Here is a 23,470-nt window from a genome sequence, read left to right on the forward strand (position 1 = left end):
ATAATATGTAGAGTGCTGTTTTTATAATTTATAAATAGCTTATTATTAAATGAATCATAAGCTATTATTTTTAAACGCTAGGGCATGTTGAACTTTGTGGATTGAAATTTGTTCAATCTAGGGGCGATTAAATCGCGGCGCGAGGTTTGTAACCTAGTGGGCTAAGTAAAAACCGAGCAACAAAGAGTCAATCGTCCCTAGAAAGAACCCTTAGGGCAGCGCATGTTTGGTATTTATGCTGCGTTATCGCCTATTCATGGGGAATAACCACACTACATAGGCTCCGCCTTGCCTAAAAACCAAACATACTGCTGCAAATTCACCCACCAAAGATCAACACGCCCTAGTGACTTGGCGTTTATTTAAACGGTTTTTTTGTGATTGTTTTTTACGTTTTCGGCGAGTAAACCATAAGTAAAAACCAGTACCTGCTAGCCACACTGGGCTTAAACCAATTACGCACCACAGTATTTTACTTATTAGCCCTGCAAAGTAGCCAAAATGAAGCTTTCTAAAGCTATCAATTACCTGCCAGCCAACGCCTACTTCGCGAATATCCCAGTTAGCTATGTGCTCGCCTGTTAGCTTGTTATAGCTAACCGTATTGGCATACTCACTAGCAAGTGGGTTGGCGGTATCGACTTCGCCGAATAAAGTAATATTTTCGTCAGGTTCGAGTGGCATAACTAAAAACGTGCCGTTAAAAGTGGGTATTTGCTTTTTACTGTCATCAAGTATGCGTTGAAACGAAATATCGCTACTGTGTAGGTTTTTGGTTAGTACAAAGTGCTCTTCATCTGCGTGTTCAATAACTTCGTGATACCACACCGCCCAGTTAAAGTAGCCACCTGTGATAGCTAAAATAATAATGATGGGAGATCCTATAACCCCCGTCATTTTATGAATGTCGCTAAGTACAATTTGCAGTGTTGCACGCCAGCGCACACTAAATAGACGCTGCCAAAATTTACGATAAATAATAAGCCCAGTAATACCTAATACCAATAAAAACAGAGCAAAAAAGAAGCCTAGTACAGTGCCTGTTTGCCCTGGCAGGTTTTTAAAGTCGTTCAGTAAAAAAGTGTAATGTAGTTCTAAAAACCAATCGGTAAAATAATGGCTGGTACCAACAGGTTCAGACAAAATGTCACCCGTATACTGGTTTAAATGAAACTTATACCATTGCTCTGTGCCGCGTTTGACTAAGTAAACCCGATCAGCTGTATCATCGTTAAATATTTCCCAACTACCTACTACATATTCAGGGTAAGCATGCTCTGTTTTGGCAATTAACGTGTCGATTGGCATGCGCTCTGGCAGTGCATTTACAACAAAGTGGCTGCTTGGCATAAGTAAGCCATCTATTTCACTTTTAAAAACTAATACGCTCCCTGTAATACTAATAACAATCAATGGAATGATAGCTATTAGAGCGATCCAACTGTGAATTTTAAAAAGAGTTTTTCTCATAGGTAGTTTTATATACAGCAGTTAATGACTTGCGCATGATAACAACTATCATTTTTATTTAATAGTTTGACGGTGAGGCTTTCTATTAAACCGGTAAACCGTGAACTTAATTCTACGGTTTTTGTATACCTAGCTTGCCAGTACCTAAAACAAGAATTTCTTATTTAGTTGAGTTAAATTTACGCGGCTCTACAATGCCGCGCTCATAGTAAAAGCCTTTTAAAACAAATGTTTATTAAATGTTTTTATTTCTGCTTTTAATTAACATTTATGTAACGAGCGAGGTTGCTTTGGCGCATTATTTGCCTATATTGTCTTCATTTATTTTGGCTTTTAGTTTTTTACCATTACTAAACAAAATTCGAAAAAATCGTAGTGTCTCAGGTTTATCACTATTGATGATGACGTTTGGGTTAGCACAAAGCCTTTATTTTATAACCTACAATATTTATTTTGAGCGTTTTTATATTGCGTTACCATTTATTGTAACCGGTGCGTTAAGCGGACTTATTTTGTATTTTTTTGCACGTTATAACGCAGCTAAACGAGAACGGGTACAGTTGTTTACTATGCTAGGTTTTTCGTTACTGCCTTTTTCACTACTTTTGAATTCAAGCCTTGATACTGCAACGGTATTAAGCGCTTTAACGTATGTTGGCCTTGTGATGAGTTCGGTACGTGTTATGCCGCAAACTTATAAAACATTGCGTACGGGTAATGTAAGTAATTTAAGCGCGCGCTACTTTAGCTTGCAGTTTATTGCTGGTATTTGCGGCTTAGTTGTTGAGCTTACAACAGCGGCTCCAAGCACGGCGCACTTACTTATGTTTATTATGCTGTTGCTTACCAATGCTGTGCAATTTGGTTGTATGCAATATTATAGAATGCGGCCTGTAATGGCTTAAAGCCAAAATAAAAGTGCTAATTTAGTTTAGGTATGGCAGTTTTAAGCTATTAATCATTACAAAGTTTAAACAATGCAATTAGCTATTCATCAAATTGATGCGTTTACGAATGAGTTATTCAAAGGTAACTATGCGGCAGTGATCCCACTAAAATCGTGGTTAAGTGACGATTTAATGCTAAAGATTGGCGCTGAGAATAACGTATCTGAAACTGCTTTTACCTGCCTGCAAGACGATGGCAGTTTTGTTATTCGTTGGTTTTCGCCGTTAATGGAAATCGATTTTTGTGGTCACGCCACACTTGCGGCTGCCTATGTTTTATGTGAAGAGCATAACATATCGCAAATTCGCTTTATTGCTGATGCGGTGGGCGAGCTAATCGTTAATAAAAACGCTGATGGTAGCTTTGCAATGACCTTTCCAAAACAAGCACCGGTTGAAGTGCAAAATGTGCCTCAGCAACTGCTTGACGGCCTGTCTATACAACCGAGTAAAGTGCTTAAAAATCGCCAAGCCTACTTTGTTATTTATGAAAACGCCGATCAAATACTTGAATTAAAAACTAGCTCAGAGCTTTTAAAAACGCTTTATCCACTTGATGTAGTGGCCACTGCTGCAAGTGCTGAATATGATTTTATATCTCGTTATTTTTGGCCTGCAAGCGGTGGTGACGAAGATTATGTAACAGGCTCTATTCATACTGGCTTGGCACCTTACTGGGCGCAGCAATTGGGTAAAACTACGTTAAGCGCTTATCAGGCTTCAAGCAGAGGCGGGTATTTACTATGTGAAGTGGGTGATACAACCGTCACCTTAACGGGGCATGCTGTAAGGTATTTAAAAGGCACTATTTATATTTGATCTGTGAATTAAGTGATAAAAAAGGCCACGTTAAACGTGGCCTTGGTTTACTCAATTAGTAGAGATATTTTACGCTTCTAGTGCCTTTGCAATTAAGCGATCAATATATTTTTTATGCGCTTTAGTTGCTGTATCTGCACCCCAAGCAATACTGGTATCGGCTATTTGAGTTAGCTGATATAACGCAGCTGTTTTAGCTAAGTTATCGTACTTACTTGCTTTGCCAAGACCTGCAATTGCGATTAGCTGGTTAACATACTCAATTTGTAAGTTGTGACTAATAGAGTTTGCGTCTTTGCTTTTCACAAAAATATTAGCGGTTAAATCTTGCATAAACTGAGTTAGGCTATATTCATTACCGTACAAAGCAGTATCAGAAATACGCAGTAATACCGCTGGGTGTAATAGCTGTGCAAGTACAGACTTTTGCATCCCTAAAATCATTTGGTGTGCTTTAGGGTCTTCATTTTTACCAAAGTGATTAAAGCCACGACGTTGCAGTTGCAAGTAGCTATATAGAGGTTGCATGTTTTGTAGTACGTCTGGTGCAAATACAAACTTTGCGAGTATATCCATCGCTTGTGTTTGACGCTCAAGCGATACCGGTGTAAATGGTTTATCTGCGTTTGCATCACCCACTACAGCACGCTCAACGTACACACCACCAATTTGGCGAGAAACAACACCCGCTTGAGCTCTGTACTGACCAAATAAGCTATTAGCAGAGGTAACAAGCTGTTGGTAAGACTCACCTTTAACTGTTGCTTTATCTTTTAGCTCAGTAAATAATTTATTAATTAACGCCATACGATCTGCGCCATAGGCCGCAGGATTTGACGACAAATCACCAATCATTACACGTGGATCGATATGGCGACCTGGTGCGCGCATATCGTCTGCATCGTTACCAAAGGCAAGGGCATGTTCACTTGAACGAGCAAGTATTTTTTCAAGTCTAGCTTGCTCAGCAGCTTCATCTGCAAGTGCTACGCTGTAGCCATAGTTAATTGCCCAATCATCGTAAGGACCTGGTTTTGTTTGAAAAATATCACCTTGCTGCATACCAATTGGGGCAATGTTAGCCGGTGCATAATCCATAACAGAACCGGTTACTATGCCTTGGGTTTTGTTTTTGTCGTGTACTTCTTTTTCATCCCACAAAATAGATGATTTCATATTGTGGTTAAGACCTAAAGTATGGCCAACTTCGTGAAGTACCAATTGCGTTAGACCTTGGCGAAGCATTTCTTTATCTTCAATTTTGTCGCCGCTAGCAAGACCTTTGGCAAGCATTAGATTTTGTTGAATCTCATGCCCTAGTGAGCAATTTAGCTCACCGGTATTTGTTGTTTCACCGTGGCTCATTGTTCCTTGAGTGAAAAGTGTGTCATAAATCCAGCGGTTTTTCATAAATACAAACTCAAGCATAATGTCTGAGCCCAGTATTTCGCCTGTTAATGGGTTAGCAAGTGCTGGTCCGTATCCGCCAAATGGAGGCTTAGGTGACGAAGTCCAACGCAGTACGTTGTAATTAATATCGCCCGCATCCCAGTCTGCATCATCTGGTTGTACTTTTACCTCTAAGGCATTTTTAAAACCGGCTTTTTCAAAAGAAGTATTCCACGTTAAAACAGCGTCACGAATAGTATCGCGCCATTGGATAGGTGTGGTGTTTTCTATCCACCAAGTAATTGGTTTTACTGGCTCTGAAAGTGCTGCACTAGGGTCTTTCTTTTGTAGATCCCAACGTTTTATAACATCTTCATAAGGTGCCCAATCGGTAGATGTCATTTGATCAAATTGATTTGTAAAATAACCAATGCGCGCATCATCCATACGTGGTGCGTAGTTATTGCTAGGTAAAGCAACAAACGAGTGCTGAACTTTTACCGATACGCTACGTGGGTCGCTTACTGCATTTGAGCCACGTACCGTTGGGCTTGGGTTAGTAAATACGTAATCAACAACCACGTCTAGATTATTAGGGTATGGGCGCTGTTTAATAATGCGTGATTTTTTATCGTCTAATTTGCCTACTTTAAAGCGCTTTTTGGCGTTTTTATCAGCTGGATTTGGCGTAGGTGATACTTTATGAAGTGCTTCGCTTAAAAATAACTTATTTACGTTGAATGCTATTTTACCGTCTTCTTCTTTTTCTATTTTAATGCTCGCAAGTACCGCTTCACTAATATTGGCATCACTCGCTTTTGAAATTGCACTGTTTTCGTCAAATTTGTAGCGAGGTGTTTTGCTAATGATATCGATACGATCAAAGTATTTTCTAAATTCAATTAACTTAGTTTCACGGTACGAACCACGATAATGGCCTGCATCTGTAACGCCATCGACAGTGTGCGCAAAATATACAAACGGCGTATTAAGTTGGGACTCGTTAATCACCATAAGGTGCTTACCGGTTTTTTCGTCTTGATAAAGGCTAAATATACCGGCAAATTCGGTTTGTCCTTTGATCATTTCGCTAAGTGTTTTTGGCTCTTTTTCGTCTTTTTTATCGGCTGCAAATGCATGGCTGCCAAACGCTAAGCTAAGCGCAAGGGTGATGGTCGTTAATTTCATTTTGAGACTTTTAATATTTGTTAATTTAATTGGACTGTACGTAAATTAATTTAATTTCGCACATCTTCGCGACGAAATTTAAGTGTACAACGCTAATTAACTGATATTAATAAACAAAAGTTTGTAACAAAATATAACAAATGAGGTGAGCTGCATGCAAAGTTATTTTTATAGCCCTAAATAGCAGTGGTTTATATGTATTTGCAACAGTTGCTTACAAATGTCACCTTAATGTTTCATATGGCTCTGGTATTATGACGTTAATAGAATTTTGGGGATAATAGGATATGCAAACAAATTCACTTAGATGGGTTTTTCCATTTGTAGCGCTAATTGTTGGTGTTGTTGGCTTTATGGGAATAAATGCCATTGCACAAGAGCCAGAAAAAAAAGAAGTAATTGATACTCGTCCAACAGTGCAAGTTGAGCCAGTGGCTGCAAACGATCATCAAGTTATTATTAATAGCTACGGTGAAGTAAAGCCTCTTGAAAGTACACAGCTTTCGGCGCAGGTGTCGGGTGAAGTGTTAAGTTGGCATCCTAATTTTGTAGCCGGCGGCATCGTTGCTCGCGGTGAAACGTTATTTACTATCGAAAAAGACAACTACGAAGCAGCAGTACTTGTTGCAGAGGCAGAAATTGCTCGTGCACAAGCAGGCTTAATTGAAGAGCAGGCCCAAGCTCAAGTAGCCGCAGATGAAGCAAAGCGTTTTCCAAGTAAAGCGCGTACCGACTTATTTTTACGTAAGCCTCAAGTGTTAAGTGCGCAGGCATCTGTAAAGTCGGCGCAAGCTGCATTAAAACGTGCACAACGTGACTTAGATAATTGTGAAGTAACAGCCCCTTACGATGCATTGGTTATTAGCCGAAATGTAGGTGTTGGTCAATTTGTCACTATGGGTTCGCAAGTTGCTGAGCTCAATAATATTGAAACTGCTGAAGTGATTATTCCTATAGCAGGGTTCGATAGCGTTTTTTTACCAGAGCGTATTAAAGGTATTACCGCAACGATTATTCAAAAAGGCCTAAACAGCTTCACCCGTGAAGGTGTAATTGACCGCGACCTAGGGATTGTTGATAACGCTACGCGTATGAGTAGTCTAGTAGTGCGTATAGAAGACCCATACGGTCTTAAAAACATACAACCAGCCATTAAGTTTGGCAGCTACGTACAGGTGAATTTTGCAGGTGCAATGCTTAATAATATTTACCGTTTACCGCAAGCTTTAGTTAACAATCAAACTGTGTGGGTAGTAAACGAAAATCAAGAACTAGAGCCTCGCAAAGTAACGGTTATTCGAGAAGAGGGTGAGTATTTTTATATTAGCAGTGGTTTAAATGCCGATGACAAACTCGTTATTACTTTACCTGAATACCCGCAAAAAGGAATGCAGGTTAAAATTGCAGGTGTAGCTGCAAAACCTGAAAGCTCAGAAACGAGCACTTCAAACACGCAACAGCTGTAGGGTGTAATAGTTATGAGCGAGTCAATACAACAAAAACAAACAGGGCTAATTGCCTACTTTGCTAATAATTCAGTAGCCGCTAATTTAATGATGTTTTTTATCATTATTATGGGGGCTATAAGTTACTTTACGATTCAGCGTCAAATGTTTCCTAATGTAGAGATTAACTACATTAATATTGAGGCTAATTACCCAGGTGCCTCTCCTCAGGAAATAGAAGAAAGTATTCTTATAAAAGTTGAAGAGTCACTTAAAGATATAACCGAAATTAAAAAAGGCGTGTATCGCGCATTTAGAAATGGCGGTACAGCCAGCCTGGAAATAAACACCGATGCAAAACTTACCGATGTGCTTGATAAAGTAAAGTTGCGTGTTGATGGTATTGCGACTTTTCCGGCGGGTATGGAACCGGTCACCATAAGTCAGGTTGAGTTTAGGCAAGACGTAATAGGTATGACGCTCGTTGCTGACTTACCACTTACAGAGCTTAAGCCTATAGCAAACCAAATAGAGGATGAGTTACTACAGTTATCTAACGTGTCGTTAGTGGTAAACGATGTTCCTCTTGATGAAATAGCAATTGAAATAGAGCCCGATACGCTGCGCCAATATAATCTAACCCTTAGTGATGTGATGAATGCGGTACGCCGTTACTCAGCTAACTTTTCGGCGGGGCAGCTAAAAACAGACGCAGGTGTTATTTCTGTTCGCGTCGAGAATCAGTTTTACTCGGGTGAAGAGTTTAGGCAAATTCCGGTAAAAATTGGCGAGTATGGCGCTAAAGTTTTACTGCAAGATATTGCAGTTATTAAAGATCAATTTACCGAAGGTGAGCGCTACTTTAAGTTTAATGGCGAAAACGCGGTGTATTTATCGGTAAAAGCAACGCAAGAGCAAAACATGATTCCCGTTGCGGATTCGGTTAAAGCGTTTATTGATCAAAAAAATAAGCAGCTACCGCCAGGTATTCGATTAGAGCCATTAATGGATATGACCTACTACCTAAATGCTCGCCTTGATATGATGAAAGCTAACCTGTTTCAAGGTGCTATTTTAGTGGCAATTATGTTGTCGTTATTCTTGCGTTTTAAACTAGCGCTTTGGGTAATGATTGGCTTACCTGTTTGTTTTTTAGGGGCCATGATGATGATGCCACTATTTGGCATTAGCATTAATATTATTTCGTTATTCGCTTTTATAATGGTGCTTGGCATAGTGGTGGATGATGCCATAGTGATAGGGGAAGCTGCCTACACCGAAGTTGAAAAAAGCGGCGGTGGTGTAGAAAATGTTGTGCGTGGCGCTAACCGAGTCGCGACCCCTGCAACCTTTGGTGTGTTAACAACAATTGCTGTATTTGCACCATTCACAATGTCGAGCGGGCCAGAAAGTGCCTTCTTTTATGGTATAGCCGTTGTAGTAATGCTGTGTTTAGTATTTAGTTTGATTGAATCAAAGCTGATACTGCCAGCTCACATTGCTCATACGCACTTTTCGCCGATTAAAAAAGGTGGTTGGCGCGATCGCTTCAACACACGCTTTTTTGGTTTCGTAAATGGGCCATACAAACGTTTTATTGCTAAGTGTGTTGATTGGCGCTGGACTGTTTTGTTTGCTTTTATTGCAATGTTTATAATCAGTATTGCACTTATTACGTCTAATAAAGTACGTACAGTTCCAACTCCTAAAGTGCCGCACGACTTTCCACAAATTCAAGTAGAAATGAACGACAACGTTTCTGACTTACAAACCATTGCTGCTATTCGTGAAATAGAAGCTATGGTACTTAGAGTCGATGAAGAAACTGAACGTGAGTTTGGCCAAAAAATTATTCGTGATGTATTGGTATTTAATCAAGGCAGAACCGAGTCGCAGTTACTAGCTCCATTAGTTGACGAAGATTCACGTCCATACAATGCATTTGAACTTTCGCGTCGCTGGCGTGAGGCTATGCCGACTATTGCTGGTATTAAGTCGTTAACTATTCAAGACGATGTTGGTGGCGGCGGTGGTAATGGCGGCGGCGAGTTTGGCTATTTACTGTATGGCTCAGACATAGATACTTTAAATCAAGCGGGTCGTCGTTTTATTCAATTACTTCAACAGCAAAAAGGGTTGTTTGATATTAGCTCAACCATAGATCCTGCGAGCAAAGAAGTGCAAATGAGCCTTAAACCCGTTGCTTACGATTTAGGCTTAGATTTAGCCGGTATTGCAAATCAAGTGGGTGCTAGTTTTTATGGTGGCGAAGCACAGCGTGTAATCCGAAACGGCGAAGAAGTACGCGTAATGGTACGTTACCCTAAGCTGACTCGTGAGGCATTTTCATCGCTTAAACACACCGTTGTTACTACCCCACAAGGGCGAGAAGTACTTCTTGGTGATGTAGTAGAGCTAACAGAAACGCCAGGTATTAGCTATATACGCCGCGAAGGTGGTTACCGTACCGTGTATGTTTATGGCAATATTGATGAAGAGCAAATTGAGCCAGGCGAAGTGGTTAAGCAAGTAAAAGAAAATCTACTGCCACAGCTAATAGAAGAATTCCCAAGTGTTAAATCAGAGCTTGGTGGCGCAATAGAAGAGCAGCAAGCTCAAGCTAATGAGCAAATAATGTTTTTTATTGGCGGAATGATTTTAGTATACATACTGCTAGCTGTGCCGCTTAAAAGCTATTCACAACCGCTTATTGTAATGTCGGTTATTCCGTTTAGTTTAACCGGGGCTATTTGGGGTCATTACTGGTTTGATTTAGATATGAGCTTAATGTCGGGCTTTGGCTTAATTGCCGCCGCAGGTGTTGTGATAAATGACTCACTTGTAATGACCGATTACGTTAACCAAGTTCGCCGCGAAGGTGTTAGCGTTAAAAATGCAGTAATAGAAGCTGGTTGTGCTCGCTTTAGAGCAATACTATTAACGTCGATAACAACTTTTGCCGGTGTGCTACCTATTATGTTTGAAACAAGCTTGCAGGCTAAGTTTGTAATACCTATGGCAGTAGCACTTGGCTTTGCTGTTATGTTTGCAACGTTAATAACGCTTATATTAGTGCCATGCCTATATATTATTTTAGGTGATATTGGTGCGGTGTTTAAGCGCCCATTTAAAAGCCGAGCTGTGAAAGTCTCGTAGATAAAAAACATAAAAAAAGCACTGACCGTAATTAACGCTCAGTGCTTTTTTATTATCTAGTTATTGTGACTTAAGTCGAAACAACTAAATATTAATCTTTAAATTGCTTATGGCAATCTTTACAGCCTTTAGCCCAAGCGCCAAAAGCTTTACCAATTACGGCTTTATCGCCCGATTGAGCAGCTAACGCTAGCTTGTCTGCATTTGCTGCAAAAGCATTTGCTTTTTCAACAAAGGTTGCATTCTCGGCCCAAACAGCAGCAAGTGCCGCTGTATCGCCTTTATCAGTACCTTCGTAAAAAGCTTCCCATGGCATTTTTGAAAGTGCTGCAGCGTTGTTAGCGCGTTTTTTAAATTGTTCTGCGTCAAAAGGTACTTTACCTTTTAACATTGCGCCCATATCGCTAATTTGCACTGAGATCATTGAAAACGCTGCTTGGCGGTATTCAATTGCGTCACTTGGTTCTTTAAATGCAGAATTTGCCGATACGCTAATTGCACATGTAGCTAATGCTATACCTGCTAATATTTTTTTAAATTTCATAGTTTGCCCCTGTTGAATATTATTCCTAATTTAATATCTTGTATGTAACGTCATTTTTATTCAAGCGAATACGATGGATTTAATGAAAAGTTAATCATTAATGCCTATATCGGCAAATATCATGCCTCGTCGCATGCTGCGGGTTGCTAAAAACACTTCACCTAATAACGAAATAAATGCACAAATGAGCAGTGCCATTGCAGCTACAAAACAACAAGCAATGGTCACGCTTAAGTTAATTGATTGAATGTGCGACAAGAATAAAAACATAACCACAGCACATACAAGTAAGGCACTTAATACACTTAAACTAAAAGCAATATGTATACATCGAGATCGTTTTAATAAAGCGCGGAGTTCTGTTGCTAGCGACTTATTAAAATCGTCATCTGTATTTACTTTTAATCTTCGCTCCAATAAGCGCGCTCTGTCGGTAATTCGTGCTAAGCGATTAGATAAAACACCTAAAGTTGCTGCTATACCTGTGATTAAAAATACGGGAGCAACGGCCGTTTGAATCACTTTAGCCATAGTTAAAATGTTAATTACTTCACTATTCATTTAATTCTCGAGAAAAAGTTAGAGTTGTTTACATTAGTTCACAAATGTTTTATTTATATTTATTGTTTAAAATCAACTTGCTGAGTTGGCGTTCTCTTGTTTTTCAATTTTATGTCATGTATTTGTAACCTAAGTGTTGCTTGGGTTGCACCGAAAGTTTTATATTCACCAGTACAATATAATCATTTTGATTACTACAAATACAATAATACATAACCTATCTGAGGGAAACTCATGGCTAAAAATATAATAAAAAAAACTGCTATAGCTACGGCAGTCTCAAGTGCATTTCTTGCTACTTTTGTTAGTGCGGCAACTTTACCTAATGCAACGATTGCACCTCAAGCTGCAGAGCAGCTGAAAGAATTAGCATCTGAGCAAAAGCAGCCTTCAGCACATATGATTGTTTTACGCGCTGCAACTTCTGTTGATGCTGTGGCTGCTGGCACTTATGAAGCGTCAAGCAGTCGTGAAATGATTGCTAACGTTGAACTGCTTCAAAACACGATGGCCATTGAGCTTAGTAGCTTAGACTTTGATGCAAAAATAATTGGTAAAACAAAAATATTAGCACCAACATTAATTGTGCAAGCGACGCCAGAAGCTTTAGAAAAAATTGCTAAGGACTCTCGAGTAGCTAAAGTACTACCGATGTTTGATTACGAACTGCATGTAGCTGCAACATCTGATTATATTAATGCTAAACCTCTAATTGTTGATGGCATTGTAACTGGTAAAGGTCAGCGTGTGGCTGTACTAGATACTGGTATTGACTATACCCACAAAGCATTTGGTGGTGAGGGTACTGTAGAAGCATACGAGGCTGCTCAAGCTGATCCTACAACGGTTGATTGGCCACAAGGTATTGTACAAGGCGGTTACGATTTTATTCGTGACGATGCTGATCCAATTGAAAATGATGCTGCAAATTCTCCTTCTACAGGTGATGCAACGAATCATGGTACGTCTTCTTCAAATTCAGTAAATGGTATTGCACCAGATGTTGAGTTATATGTTTACTCTGTTTGTGGTGGTGGCTGTCCAAGTGCCGCTCAAGCTGCGGCACTAGAAGCTGCAATGGATCCAAATGGCGATGGTGATATTTCAGACCGCGTAGATGTTATGAACATGTCATTAGGTGGCGAGTTTGGCGATACATATACAGGTGGTGGTGCGCAATACCTAATTCAACGTGCTGTTGATTTAGGTGTGAATATGGTTATTTCAGCTGGTAATGATGGTGATCATCCATTCCGTATTGGTGGCCCAAGCACGACACCAAATGCGTTATCAGTAGGCGCAATGACTCATCCTACAACTGAGGTTGGTACTGCTACAGGTACTGTTGCTGGTATCGAAGGTAATATTCAAGCATCAGGCTTTGGTCCGCAAACTGATTTTGTAATTACAGGTGCAGATATCGATTTAGTGTACCCTGACACAAACCAAGATGGTTGTGTTGATTTTGCTGATGATGTTGATTTTACTGGTAAAGCGGTTTTAATCGACCGTGGTGCATGTGCATTTACAGTTAAAGTACTTAGTGCACAGAAGAAAGGTGCTGAGTTTGTACTGATTGCAAATAACACAGATGATGGCACTCCTGCACCAATGGGTGGCAGTGATGACAATGTAACTATTAAAAGTGTAGGTATTAATTTTGCTGCAGGTGCTGCTTTAAAAGCTCAATTAGCTGCAGGCGATACGGCAACATTTGATATTGATGTAAAAATTAAAACTACAGCAGGTGCAGTAGCTACGTTCTCTTCTCGTGGCCCTTCGATGGATGGTTTATTAAAACCAGAAATTACTGCTCCTGGTACTAGTATATTAGTTGCAGCAGCAGGCACGCAAGATGGACTAGCTCCTGTATCTGGAACATCTTTTTCAGGCCCTATTACAGCCGGTGCTGTTGCGATGGTTCGTGAAGCTCACCCTGAACGTAATGCATTTGAGATTAAAGCTACAATAATGAATGCAGCTGACTTAAATGTAACAAATGAGCCTTTAGCAAGCAGTCCTGACTCAGAACTGGCTCCAATTAGTATGATTGGTTCAGGCTTGGTTGATGTAACTAAAGCAGTCAACTTACCAGTTGCTGCATGGGTTAATAATACACAGTTTAATACTAAACAAGCGGCTCTTTCATTCGGCCTTGTGTCAATGGCTGGAACGGAGTCTCTAACTAAAACAGTGACTGTTAAGAACTTCTCATCAGATGCTAAAACGTATGCGCTGCGTACTGAAGCTCGCTACCAAAATGATGACGATACAGCTGCAATTAGCTGGGATTTCCCTGAGTCGGTAACAATCCCTGCAGGTCAGTCAATTAACTTTGATGTGACGCTAACTGTTGATCCAACAAAACTACCAGCGTGGGAATTAGAAAACCCATTTAGTGCAGACGACATTGCTGCAAGAAGCGCTGCACTTACTTCAATAGAGTTTGATGGTGCGTTAGTATTTAATGATGCAAGCACAGATACAGATCACGATTTGCATGTTGTTTACCATGCAATGCCAAAAGCTGCGACAGAATTAAGTGTTTCGTCTCAAATCATTGATAACGAAATGGCACTTATTGTTGAAAATAGCGGCCTAACAGATATTACTCCTTTCGCAGAAAGCATTGTTGCAACAGGTACAGAAAAAACACGAGAAGAAGCAGAGTTTAATATTTTAGCGACTACTTTCTCTGCTTTTGTTGATGACACTTGTGATTCGGGTATATTTGTAACATCGTCTATCCAATTACGTGACCCATTAACTCATGTATTCCAAGCGGGCTATAGACTTGAAATAGATACAGATAATGACGGTGTTTATGATCAAGTTATGCAAAACTATAACGACCGCGGTCGTGAAACAGCATTCCCTGGCCGTAGCCGCACAGTAATTGGTGAAACTGATGGCGCTGGTAACGATTCGTTAGCATGGGTTACTCCGCTTTATCACTCAGCCGGTGAAGATACTATTACCTTCTCAACTTGTAGTGAGCTACTAAACGTTGATGGTTCATTACTTGGTGAGAATATGAACTTTAAAGCATCTGTAGGTTACCCTTCATATGTTACAGGTGTGTTCACTCAGACCGATAGTATTGAAGGCTCAACTACATTTGGAGCATCTCCAAGCGTAACGCTTACTTCTATGGAAACTGGCGAAGCAGTTACTTCACTTAAACCGGGTGAAAAAGCAATTGTTGAAGCAAGCGGTCCATTTGCATTATCACAAACATCTGGTTTGGATATTGTTAAAGTGATGAGTAGTACTGAGTTAGAGCTTCCTGCAATCGACGCTCCAATGCTAGTTGGTGGTGAGTTTAGTGTTTCAGAAGATGCTGCTAACGGAACGGTTGTTGGTGCACTAACTATCACTGAGTCTGAGCAAGACTTAGATGTGTCAGAATACTACGTGCAATCAAGTACTCACCAAGGTTTTGGTATTGATGCGGATGGACAAGTGGTTGTAACTAATACTGAATTGTTAACTGGTGATTCATCAGCTGAACTTCAAGTTGTTGCAATTGATGTACGCGGTAATGTATCAGCACCGGCAATGGTTACTGTGAGTATTACTAAAGTTGTACCACCAGTAGCAACGGTTACACCTGAAAAAGTGAAAAAGAGCTCATCTGGTTCACTTGCATGGTTAACATTACTAGTAGCGCCGTTTGCATTTATACGTCGTCGTAAACAAAAGTAATTTTATAACTAAATAGTTATATAAAGGGAGCTTCGGCTCCCTTTTTACATAGCTTCACAAACTAAATCACAATAAAGGCTATTTATAGGTATATTTAACTACTTAATAAAAAATAAAAATACAACAAGGACTTTGACTGATGAAACGTACCCCATTTGCACTTGCTGCACTATCGCTCGCTATTTTAAGTGGCTGTAATCAAGCCCCTGAAGACACTCAAAAAAATAATACGCAAGTTAAAACAACTCAAGTTGCACAAGCTATTGCGCCGGTTGCTAAAAAAGTGCCGCACGAAATGACTATTCATGGTGATACACGTATAGATGACTACTACTGGCTACGTGATGACGAACGAAAAGCGCCAGAGGTAATTAACTATTTAGAAGCTGAAAATACATACACTGATGCCATGCTTGCACATACTAAAGCGCTGCAAAGTGAGTTGTTTGAAGAGCTAAAAGGGCGTATTCAAAAAGACGACGATTCAGTCCCAGTTAAAAACGGTGATTATTTTTACTCAACACAAACACGTGGCGATAACGAGTACATTACTTACTTACGCAGCAGCGATTTTGCAGGTACCGATCAGCAAGTTATTTTAGATGTAAATGAGCTTGCTAAAGATCACGATTATTATGCAGTAAGTGGTTTAGATGTAAGCCCGAATGGCAATTTAATGGCTTATGGCGAAGATACTGTTAGCCGTCGTATTTATAGCGTAAAAATAAAAGATTTAACTACCGGTAAATTACTCGAAGACACACTTGAAGGCACTAACGGTGGCATTGTGTGGGCGAACGATAATAAAACGGTTTACTACATTAAAAAAGATTTACAAACCTTGTTAGGCTATCAAGTGTATCGTCATACATTAGGTACACCACAAGCTGATGACGAGCTAATTTACGAAGAAACTGATACCAGCTATTACATGGGTATGAGTAAGAGTAAAGATGAGTCAGAGATTTATATTTGGCACAGCAGCACAGCGGCATCAGGCGTATCGGTATTAAGTGCTGATGATGCTAAGGCAATGCCTAAGCGTTTAATTGAGCGCGAAGCAGGGCTTGAATATGAAATCTCTAAACTAGGGAATATTTATTATATTGTAACTAACTTAGATGCTGTAAATTTTCAGCTGATGAAAGTTGATATTGATAAAGCAGGCGACAAAGCTAATTGGCAAAGTGTGATCCCAGCGCGCGATGATATTAAACTCGAAGGCATTGATTTATTTAATGACTACTTAGTTTACCAAGAACGTGAAATGGGCCAATCAAAGTTGATTGCGCGTGATTTAAAAACGGGTAAAGAGTTACCACTGAGCTTTAACGATAGCGCTTATACAATTGGTACTTATGGCAATAACGATATAAATAGCAGCACGTTACGTGTTTACTACACAAGCATGACCACTCCAAGCTCGTCGTACGATGTAGATTTAGCGACTGGCGATAAAACGCTTCTTAAGCAACAGGTTGTATTAGGTGATTTTGATGCTGATAATTACGCTTCAGAGCGTATTTTTGTAACCGCACGCGATGGCATAAAAGTACCGGTAAGCTTAGTTTATCGAAAAGATGCGTTTAAAAAAGATGGCACTAACCCGCTACTGCAATATGGTTATGGCTCTTATGGCGCGACAATGGATCCAACGTTCTCAAGCTCACGTTTGAGCTTGTTAGACCGTGGCTTTGTATTTGCAATTGCCCATGTACGTGGCTCGCAAATGCTAGGTCGTCCTTGGTACGAAGACGGCAAGTTACTCACTAAAAAGAATACGTTTAATGACTTTGTTGACGTAACCAAAGCATTGGTTTCTCAAAAGTATGGCGCAAAAGATGAAATATTTGCGTTAGGTGGCAGTGCTGGTGGCTTATTAATGGGCGCAGTAGCAAACCAAGCGCCTGAGCTTTATAAAGGTATGGTTGCTGCGGTACCGTTTGTGGATGTAGTCACAACCATGCTTGATGCGAGTATTCCGCTTACAACAAATGAATATGGCGAATGGGGTAACCCTAACGAAAAAGCGTATTACGATTACATGCTGTCTTACTCGCCATACGACCAAGTATCTAAGCAAGCGTACCCTAATATGCTGGTAACGACTGGTTTGCACGACTCACAAGTTCAATACTTTGAGCCTGCAAAATGGGTTGCTAAGTTGCGTGACTACAAAACAGATGACAATAAGTTACTGTTTAAAATAGATATGGAAGCAGGGCACGGCGGCGCATCGGGTCGCTTTAAACGCTTAGAAGATACCGCGCTAAACTATGCATTTATGCTTGATTTAGCGGGTATTAAAAAGTAATTAATTTATATATTTAAAATAAATAAAAAATGTAAGGTGCTTTTTAAGAAAGCACCTTTTTTTGTGGCAAATTAAAGCTAAACATCGTGCCTTTACCAATTTCACTTTGTACGTAAATTTCACTATCCATCAGTTTTAATAATCCCCTACAAATAGCCAGTCCTAACCCACCTTGCTGACGACCTTCTTTATTGGAGTTACTTGCTTGGTAGTGCGGATCAAAAATAGCATTCAGCTCATCTTCTTTTATGCCTACGCCCGTGTCTGATACATGTACAAAGAGTTGATTATCGTCACTGCGTTTTACATGCACTGCAATGCTGCCGCCGCGAGGGGTATGCCTAATTGCATTATCAATTAAGTTACTTAACACGCGCTCTAATTTAGCTATATCGGCAACCACCGGGAAATCACAAATTGCAGGTTCTACCGACAAGCTAATGCCTTTTTTATCAACGGCTAAACTAAATTTTGCCATGCAATCGTAAATGAGCTCACCTAAATTAAAGGTTTCTTTATTTATACTTATTTCGCCATTTTCTAAGTGAGCAAGCTCAAATATTTGCTCTATGAGTAGCTTTAATTGCCCGCAATTATTAAGCGATACCTGTAAGTATTCTTGCTGCTCTTGTTTACTTAACTGCTCGCCCGATTGATTTAATACCTCTAAAAACCCTTGCAAGGAGGCAAGTGGTGTACGTAGGTCGTGCGATAAGTGAGTTAGTAACTCTTTGCGTTGTTTATCGCCTTGTTCAAGCGCTTTAAACTGCTCATTAATACGCGTTAACATGGCTTGAATACTTCGACCTAAACTATGCACTTCGTTACTTTTTTGCGTTGAATAGTTACTTAGCTTGGTGTCGGTAAGGCTGTAGTTAGCGGCTTCAATATTACTAACATCGCGTGCTAAGCGCTGAATTGGGTTGGTAAAAAAACGTAGCAAAATTAGCATCGCAATAAATAAAAATGCTAGTGCAGAGCCAAGCCATAAAGCAGCTAGCCATAACTTATCATTATTTTTTACAGTGCTTAGGGAGGTATCGTAAGCCTCACCACCAATAATTACATATAAATAGCCTTGTAGCTTATCTTGATTAAATACTGGCGCGGCTGAAAATATTTTTTGTTGCTCTTTATTACGAGGATTGTCACCATAAATAGGAGCAGCGCTTGGGTCGTTAATCAGCCTTTTTAAAGGCGTTAAACTAATATGCGTGCGTTTAACTTTACCCGGCTTTGCTGAGTAAGTAAGAATTTTTCCGGTTTCGTCTACAAAATAAAATTCAAACGCAGGACCTAATAACATTAAGGTATGGAAGAGGTTTTCAAGCGCTTTATAGTCGTAAACACCTTCTTTTATTAATGGGTTATCTTGTACTAAATGTTCCGCTAACGCTAAGTGCAGATTTTGTTCGGCGTGGTGTTTTGAAGTCAGTTCTAATTGCTTGCTCCAGCCGTAAACTAGGGCGCAAATAAAACAAAAAATCACGACTAGCGATATAGCTAATTTTTGATACAAAGATAATTTCATAATAGGTGTCTTAATTGAGTTGGCTAGGGTTTAGTTTGTAACCAACACCCCAAACTGTTTCGATGATAGGCGCTTGTTGGTGTTCTTCTAGCTTGGCACGTAAGCGGTTTATATGTGAATTAACCGTGTGCTCGTAACCACTGTGTTGGTAACCCCATACTTTATCGAGTAACTGCTGGCGGCTAAAAACATGATTAGGATGGCGTGCAAAGTAAACGAGTAAATCAAATTCGGTGGCGGTAAGGTTAAGGGCTTGCTTGCCTAAATACACTTGGTGCGAACTAAATTCTATATTGAGTGAGCCTACATTTAGTGTTTGTTCGCTATCAACGGGGGAGTTGTCGTTATTTTGGCTAGCGAGTAGTTGTGCTCTGTGGCGTAATTGGGTTTTTACTCTGGCTTGTAATTCGCGTGCAAAAAAGGGTTTACAAATATAATCATCGGCGCCCATTTCAAGGCCAATAACTCTGTCCATATCGCTACTAAGCGCGGTGAGTAAAATTACGGAGGTAGTTGGGTAATGCTCTTTTATTTTTCGGCATAAGCTTAAACCATCCATTTGGGGTAAGTTTATATCGAGTAAAATAAGTCCGTAGGGATGCTTAGCTATTTTTTTTAAGGCAAGTTCTGCGCTCACAACATGATCAACATGTAAGTTAAGCGACGTTAGCTGCGTGGTAATTAACTTACCTATTTCTCTGTCATCTTCTACTACTAATATTTTTTCGTGACGCATGTATTACCTCGTAAAAAGGGGGGCATCCGTGCTCCCTTACTTCCCCATTACAAGCTGGAACGTTACTGCGTGCGCGTAATTACTATTTTCGATACTGGGTTATCAAACTTATGTTCAACACCAAGTGCTGATGTAGATAATCCATCTTGATTTGAAACAATGCCTGGATGCATCGTTATTATATCGGCTGTATCGTCACGTATTTCGTTAAACCCTTCACCGCTAGCGGCAGGACCTGGCACAGTTTCAGCTGTTTCTGTATTTGCTTCCGTACCCGCATCATAAGCTGTCGTAGTGCGTGATAACGAGCCGCCAACTTCTAATGTTGATACATCTAAAGAACTAAGACCGGTAAAAGCATCATTTGTATTCCCAAGCATGGCAGCAAATGACAAATTAAGCGTTTCTTGCTCTTCAACAGTAATGATTACTGTGGTGGTTTCACCAGGGCCAATAGCGCCTTCAGCTGAAACTGCAGCAAGTGCACTTTCGTAGCTGAGGTATTCTTCATTTGCACCGCTTTCTGCAAGCATTTCTAAACCAACAGAAGCTGTTGTACCGAATGTCCAAGGTGCTTCATCTTCAAAAGCAATGACAGAGAGTGGTGACAAAGGCTGTCCTGCAGTTAAGTTACTAAAAGTAATAGTAAACTCACTGATCACAGGTTCTACAACAATTGGCTCAACAACGACCGGCTCTTCAACAACTGGGTCGTTATCATTATCGCTACACGCTGCAAGTGTGGTTGCAAGTGCAAGCACTAGTAGACTTTTTTTAAGGTTGTTAGCAGATGACATAATCATGCTCCTACTTAACTGTAACGGTTAATTGCGCTACTGGGTTTAACCATCTGTGTACTGTATTACTTAAATCGCTATTACCCGCTTCTAAATCGTCATCGCCTAAGCTACCTGGGTGAATATGGATGCTTGTATTTGTATCACCACTTAATATACCTGTACCGCCAGTGCCAGCGTCGCCACCTGGAGCCGCAGGAATCCCCGGAGTACCTGGAGCGCCAGAGCCTTCAACTACAAGCTCATTGTTTTGTTCTGTGCCTGCATCGTAAGCATTTAAATTAATTGTGTAAGTACCCGCTTCTGTTGGGATTTTCCAGCTGTTTAAGCCTACAAAGCCATCATTAGTTGGTAGCATCATTGCAGTTAAAGATAGGTACTCGTTACCGTCAGTAGTTGTTAGTGTTGCCGTTGTAGATGCGGCTGGTGCAAGTAAACCTTCAGCTGGATTTGCAGCCATATCACTGCCCGCTGCAGTTGCTTGTGCAACTAGCTCTGCAATATTGCCGCCTTCAGCCATTGTTTGTAATGCTGTAGATGCCTCTGTTGCTACTTCAAATAGTGTGTCTTCGCTGTTGTGTGCTGTAATTAACAGTGGAGTGAAGTGAATACCCTTGGTTAGGTTAGTAACTTTTAGGTCTAATTCTGCGGCCATAGTCGATTGGCTAGCTGCCGCTAAAAGAATTGCAATTGTTAATGTAGAAGTTTTCATTATTATTCCTGTAAGTGATGATTCGAGTTAAGTATTGAATAATCGTCTCCAGAAACTCTCACAAACTTATCACTTTTTTATCACAAGATTTCACGCTGTGATTTTTAAATACAAATACGTTGGTTGATTTGTAGACATTTGTTTAGTTAAGAGGCAACATACATAAAACAAAAAGGAGAGTGTTATGGAAGAAAATCAACAGGTTGAACCAGTTAACAAAGATGACCGTATGTGGGCTATGTTATGCCATTTGAGTGCGCTTGCCGGATTTATTGTGCCGTTTGGCTCAATAATTGGGCCATTAATTGTGTGGTTAATTAAAAAAGATGAGATGCCAGTTGTTGACGTGCACGGTAAAAAGGCGCTTAACTTTCAAATAACGATGGCAATTGCATATGTAGTTTGTTTTTTACTGATGTTTGTAGCAGTAGGCTTAATATTACTACCTATAGTGGCAATTTTTGGGTTTGTAATGGTTGTAATGGCGAGTATTAAAGCTAACGAAGGTAAAGAGTTTAATTACCCGTTTAGTTTAAATTTGATAAAATAAAACCTCAGTTATTTTTATACCAATTGCATTAAATTAGTGATCTATTATAGCGATAAGAAAATAGCTCAATAACAAGGCTAAAATTATGATACATAGTTGTTCTATATAAATAATTTTTAACGTCGTTAGTGAGTTATTTAATACGCTAGAATGATCATGTTTTTAATAAAATTGGTATTATAAACCCAGCTATAGGCTGGGTTTTTACGTTTAGCCATAAGGGCATTATGCTTTATCTCACGTTATTTATTAGCGCATTTATATCTGCCACATTACTGCCTAGCTCTTCTGAGGTGATAATGGTGGGGATGATTGCCCAAGGTAAAGTTAATTTATGGCTTATGTGGTGCGTAGCAACACTTGGAAATGTATTGGGAAGCTGCGTTAATTACTGGTTAGGCACGCAGGTACTGCGTTTTAAAGATAAAAAATGGTTTCCTGTATCGCAAAAAGGGCTTGATAGCGCACAAAAGCAATTTAATAAATACGGTGTGTATAGTTTGTTGTTTGCTTGGCTGCCAGTAGTAGGCGATCCGCTAACTGTAATTGGGGGGATATTTAAAGTACGCTTTAGTATGTTTTTATTACTAGTAACACTAGGCAAAGGCGCGCGCTATTTAGCGGTTATCGCCCTTGCCGTAGGATTCGAAAAGCTTTTTTAAATAAATTTTTTAAGGCCTTATTTAGCCCAATCAAGCGTTAACGACACCGAGTCGGCAAAACGCAGTGCATGCGGTTTATCAACACGTGCTTTAGCGTAATGAACACTTGGGTGTGAGTGACAAACCGCAAGAATTTCAGCCACTAATTTTTCGAGCAGTAAAAAGTGGCCTTGCTCTACTAAGCTAATTACTTCTTTGGTGATCACTTTATAATTAAGTGCTTGGTCAACTTCATCCGTTTTACACGCGTCATCAGCAGGGTAGTGAATCTCTAGGTTGATCACTACATCTTGCTTTTTTTCACGCTCATCGGGGTTAAAGCCAATAAACGTACGCAGGCGCAAATTAGTAACGTTAATAATTGCATTAGCCATAGGGTTAACCTTTTATAAGCTGCAAAAATTCGTTGCGTGTTTTAGGGTCGCTTCTAAAGTTACCTAACATTACTGATGTACGCATGCTTGAATTTTGCTTTTCTACACCACGCATCATCATACACATGTGTTTTGCTTCAACAATAACGCCCACACCTTTAGCGCCAGTAACTTCTTCAACTGCTTTAGCGATTTGATGCGTTAGCTGTTCTTGAATTTGAAAGCGGCGTGAAAACATATCAACAATACGTGCAAATTTAGACAAGCCCAATACTTTACCGTTTGGAATATAAGCAATATGGCAACGGCCAATAAAAGGTAGTAAATGATGCTCACACATAGAGTAAAGCTCTATGTCTTGCACTAACACCATGTCGTCAGCGTCAGATGTAAATACCGCTTTATTAGTTATTTCATCAAGCGTTTGACGATACCCTTGCGTTAAATATTCCATTGCTTTTGCAGCACGTTTTGGCGTATCAAGTAAGCCTTCGCGGTTAGCATCTTCGCCTACTGCGGTGATGATTTTTTCGTAACTTTCTTTTAATTCATTGTGCATAAATATCTCAG

18 protein-coding genes are annotated in these 23,470 nt (G+C 39.9%); 8 read left to right on the plus strand and 10 right to left on the minus strand.

The genetic code is table 11. From position 1 onward, the window contains the following. Window positions 1-333 precede the first annotated feature (333 nt). A complete protein-coding gene (locus I6F50_RS13255) occupies window positions 334-1,470 on the minus strand; it encodes a PepSY domain-containing protein (RefSeq protein ID WP_197161092.1) in 1,137 nt (378 codons plus the stop codon). A 290-nt stretch (window positions 1,471-1,760) separates the two neighbouring features. Here I6F50_RS13255 and I6F50_RS13260 point away from each other — a divergent pair, with 290 nt between their 5' ends. Together I6F50_RS13260 and I6F50_RS13265 are read left to right on the plus strand one after the other, a co-directional pair. Then, window positions 1,761-2,375: a PQ-loop repeat-containing protein gene (locus I6F50_RS13260; protein ID WP_197176482.1), complete on the plus strand. Its 615-nt coding sequence runs from the start codon at window positions 1,761-1,763 to the stop codon at window positions 2,373-2,375. 72 nt (window positions 2,376-2,447) lie between these two features. Beyond that, complete coding sequence (locus tag I6F50_RS13265; RefSeq protein ID WP_165740522.1) at window positions 2,448-3,236, plus strand: PhzF family phenazine biosynthesis protein; 789 nt, start codon at window positions 2,448-2,450, stop codon at window positions 3,234-3,236. Between the two features lie 69 nt (window positions 3,237-3,305). Here the strand turns inward: I6F50_RS13265 and I6F50_RS13270 are convergent, their stop codons facing one another. Continuing rightward, window positions 3,306-5,813 (minus strand): zinc-dependent metalloprotease, encoded by a 2,508-nt coding sequence (locus I6F50_RS13270; RefSeq protein ID WP_165740521.1) that lies wholly within the window; start codon window positions 5,811-5,813, stop codon window positions 3,306-3,308. Window positions 5,814-6,100: 287 nt separating this feature from the next. Here I6F50_RS13270 and I6F50_RS13275 point away from each other — a divergent pair, with 287 nt between their 5' ends. Together I6F50_RS13275 and I6F50_RS13280 are read left to right on the plus strand one after the other, a co-directional pair. Further along, window positions 6,101-7,279 carry an efflux RND transporter periplasmic adaptor subunit gene (locus tag I6F50_RS13275; protein ID WP_007580481.1) on the plus strand — a complete coding sequence of 393 codons (1,179 nt, stop codon included), beginning with the start codon at window positions 6,101-6,103 and terminating at the stop codon, window positions 7,277-7,279. A gap of 12 nt (window positions 7,280-7,291) precedes the next feature. After that, a complete protein-coding gene (locus I6F50_RS13280; protein WP_010554540.1) occupies window positions 7,292-10,414 on the plus strand; it encodes an efflux RND transporter permease subunit in 3,123 nt (1,040 codons plus the stop codon). A gap of 91 nt (window positions 10,415-10,505) precedes the next feature. Here the strand turns inward: I6F50_RS13280 and I6F50_RS13285 are convergent, their stop codons facing one another. Together I6F50_RS13285 and I6F50_RS13290 are read right to left on the minus strand one after the other, a co-directional pair. Next, window positions 10,506-10,958 carry a cytochrome c gene (locus I6F50_RS13285; RefSeq protein WP_197176464.1) on the minus strand — a complete coding sequence of 151 codons (453 nt, stop codon included), beginning with the start codon at window positions 10,956-10,958 and terminating at the stop codon, window positions 10,506-10,508. Window positions 10,959-11,048: 90 nt separating this feature from the next. Next, window positions 11,049-11,519, minus strand: coding sequence for a DUF2721 domain-containing protein (locus I6F50_RS13290; RefSeq protein ID WP_121953461.1), 471 nt, complete (start codon window positions 11,517-11,519; stop codon window positions 11,049-11,051). Between the two features lie 234 nt (window positions 11,520-11,753). On the opposite strand from I6F50_RS13290, the gene I6F50_RS13295 reads away from it, so the two are divergent. Next, the gene (locus I6F50_RS13295; protein WP_197176466.1) at window positions 11,754-15,224 is read left to right on the plus strand and encodes a S8 family serine peptidase; all 3,471 of its coding nucleotides are present in this window, start codon (window positions 11,754-11,756) and stop codon (window positions 15,222-15,224) included. A gap of 139 nt (window positions 15,225-15,363) precedes the next feature. Further along, window positions 15,364-17,538: a S9 family peptidase gene (locus tag I6F50_RS13300; RefSeq protein ID WP_197176467.1), complete on the plus strand. Its 2,175-nt coding sequence runs from the start codon at window positions 15,364-15,366 to the stop codon at window positions 17,536-17,538. Between the two features lie 43 nt (window positions 17,539-17,581). Here I6F50_RS13300 and I6F50_RS13305 read toward each other — a convergent pair whose 3' ends face one another. The 4 genes from I6F50_RS13305 to I6F50_RS13320 all read right to left on the minus strand — a co-directional run bounded on the left by I6F50_RS13305 (window position 17,582) and on the right by I6F50_RS13320 (window position 21,314). Beyond that, window positions 17,582-19,069 (minus strand): cell wall metabolism sensor histidine kinase WalK, encoded by a 1,488-nt coding sequence (locus I6F50_RS13305; RefSeq protein WP_010554544.1) that lies wholly within the window; start codon window positions 19,067-19,069, stop codon window positions 17,582-17,584. Window positions 19,070-19,079: 10 nt separating this feature from the next. Further along, window positions 19,080-19,805, minus strand: a complete 726-nt coding sequence (locus tag I6F50_RS13310; RefSeq protein ID WP_007580488.1) for a response regulator transcription factor — start codon at window positions 19,803-19,805, stop codon at window positions 19,080-19,082. Window positions 19,806-19,867: 62 nt separating this feature from the next. After that, the gene (locus I6F50_RS13315) at window positions 19,868-20,602 is read right to left on the minus strand and encodes a spondin domain-containing protein (RefSeq protein ID WP_024607274.1); all 735 of its coding nucleotides are present in this window, start codon (window positions 20,600-20,602) and stop codon (window positions 19,868-19,870) included. Between the two features lie 10 nt (window positions 20,603-20,612). Beyond that, window positions 20,613-21,314, minus strand: a complete 702-nt coding sequence (locus I6F50_RS13320; RefSeq protein ID WP_165729342.1) for a spondin domain-containing protein — start codon at window positions 21,312-21,314, stop codon at window positions 20,613-20,615. 184 nt (window positions 21,315-21,498) lie between these two features. Here I6F50_RS13320 and I6F50_RS13325 point away from each other — a divergent pair, with 184 nt between their 5' ends. Continuing rightward, window positions 21,499-21,864 carry a DUF4870 domain-containing protein gene (locus I6F50_RS13325; protein ID WP_165729341.1) on the plus strand — a complete coding sequence of 122 codons (366 nt, stop codon included), beginning with the start codon at window positions 21,499-21,501 and terminating at the stop codon, window positions 21,862-21,864. Between the two features lie 227 nt (window positions 21,865-22,091). After that, window positions 22,092-22,526 carry a YqaA family protein gene (locus I6F50_RS13330; RefSeq protein ID WP_010554546.1) on the plus strand — a complete coding sequence of 145 codons (435 nt, stop codon included), beginning with the start codon at window positions 22,092-22,094 and terminating at the stop codon, window positions 22,524-22,526. A gap of 17 nt (window positions 22,527-22,543) precedes the next feature. Here the strand turns inward: I6F50_RS13330 and folX are convergent, their stop codons facing one another. Together folX and folE are read right to left on the minus strand one after the other, a co-directional pair. Then, window positions 22,544-22,900: a dihydroneopterin triphosphate 2'-epimerase gene (gene folX / locus I6F50_RS13335; RefSeq protein WP_007377309.1), complete on the minus strand. Its 357-nt coding sequence runs from the start codon at window positions 22,898-22,900 to the stop codon at window positions 22,544-22,546. Window positions 22,901-22,904: 4 nt separating this feature from the next. Further along, on the minus strand, window positions 22,905-23,459 hold the full coding sequence (gene folE / locus I6F50_RS13340) for a GTP cyclohydrolase I FolE (RefSeq protein WP_002962341.1): 555 nt from the start codon (window positions 23,457-23,459) through the stop codon (window positions 22,905-22,907). Window positions 23,460-23,470: the final 11 nt, after the last annotated feature.

The organism is Pseudoalteromonas sp. NZS127_1, assembly GCF_015864295.1.
GTDB lineage: Bacteria > Pseudomonadota > Gammaproteobacteria > Enterobacterales > Alteromonadaceae > Pseudoalteromonas > Pseudoalteromonas arctica.

Excerpts from the sequence above, each read along its gene's own strand:
- I6F50_RS13255 (WP_197161092.1), bottom strand. The coding sequence starts at position 1,470 with ATGAGAAAAACTCTTTTTAAAATTCACAGTTGGATCGCTCTAATAGCT.
- I6F50_RS13265 (WP_165740522.1), top strand. The coding sequence starts at position 2,448 with ATGCAATTAGCTATTCATCAAATTGATGCGTTTACGAATGAGTTATTC.
- I6F50_RS13270 (WP_165740521.1), bottom strand. The coding sequence starts at position 5,813 with ATGAAATTAACGACCATCACCCTTGCGCTTAGCTTAGCGTTTGGCAGC.
- I6F50_RS13275 (WP_007580481.1), top strand. The coding sequence starts at position 6,101 with ATGCAAACAAATTCACTTAGATGGGTTTTTCCATTTGTAGCGCTAATT.
- I6F50_RS13280 (WP_010554540.1), top strand. The coding sequence starts at position 7,292 with ATGAGCGAGTCAATACAACAAAAACAAACAGGGCTAATTGCCTACTTT.
- I6F50_RS13285 (WP_197176464.1), bottom strand. The coding sequence starts at position 10,958 with ATGAAATTTAAAAAAATATTAGCAGGTATAGCATTAGCTACATGTGCA.
- I6F50_RS13290 (WP_121953461.1), bottom strand. The coding sequence starts at position 11,519 with ATGAATAGTGAAGTAATTAACATTTTAACTATGGCTAAAGTGATTCAA.
- I6F50_RS13295 (WP_197176466.1), top strand. The coding sequence starts at position 11,754 with ATGGCTAAAAATATAATAAAAAAAACTGCTATAGCTACGGCAGTCTCA.
- I6F50_RS13300 (WP_197176467.1), top strand. The coding sequence starts at position 15,364 with ATGAAACGTACCCCATTTGCACTTGCTGCACTATCGCTCGCTATTTTA.
- I6F50_RS13305 (WP_010554544.1), bottom strand. The coding sequence starts at position 19,069 with ATGAAATTATCTTTGTATCAAAAATTAGCTATATCGCTAGTCGTGATT.
- I6F50_RS13310 (WP_007580488.1), bottom strand. The coding sequence starts at position 19,805 with ATGCGTCACGAAAAAATATTAGTAGTAGAAGATGACAGAGAAATAGGT.
- I6F50_RS13315 (WP_024607274.1), bottom strand. The coding sequence starts at position 20,602 with ATGTCATCTGCTAACAACCTTAAAAAAAGTCTACTAGTGCTTGCACTT.
- I6F50_RS13320 (WP_165729342.1), bottom strand. The coding sequence starts at position 21,314 with ATGAAAACTTCTACATTAACAATTGCAATTCTTTTAGCGGCAGCTAGC.
- I6F50_RS13325 (WP_165729341.1), top strand. The coding sequence starts at position 21,499 with ATGGAAGAAAATCAACAGGTTGAACCAGTTAACAAAGATGACCGTATG.
- I6F50_RS13330 (WP_010554546.1), top strand. The coding sequence starts at position 22,092 with ATGCTTTATCTCACGTTATTTATTAGCGCATTTATATCTGCCACATTA.
- folX (WP_007377309.1), bottom strand. The coding sequence starts at position 22,900 with ATGGCTAATGCAATTATTAACGTTACTAATTTGCGCCTGCGTACGTTT.
- folE (WP_002962341.1), bottom strand. The coding sequence starts at position 23,459 with ATGCACAATGAATTAAAAGAAAGTTACGAAAAAATCATCACCGCAGTA.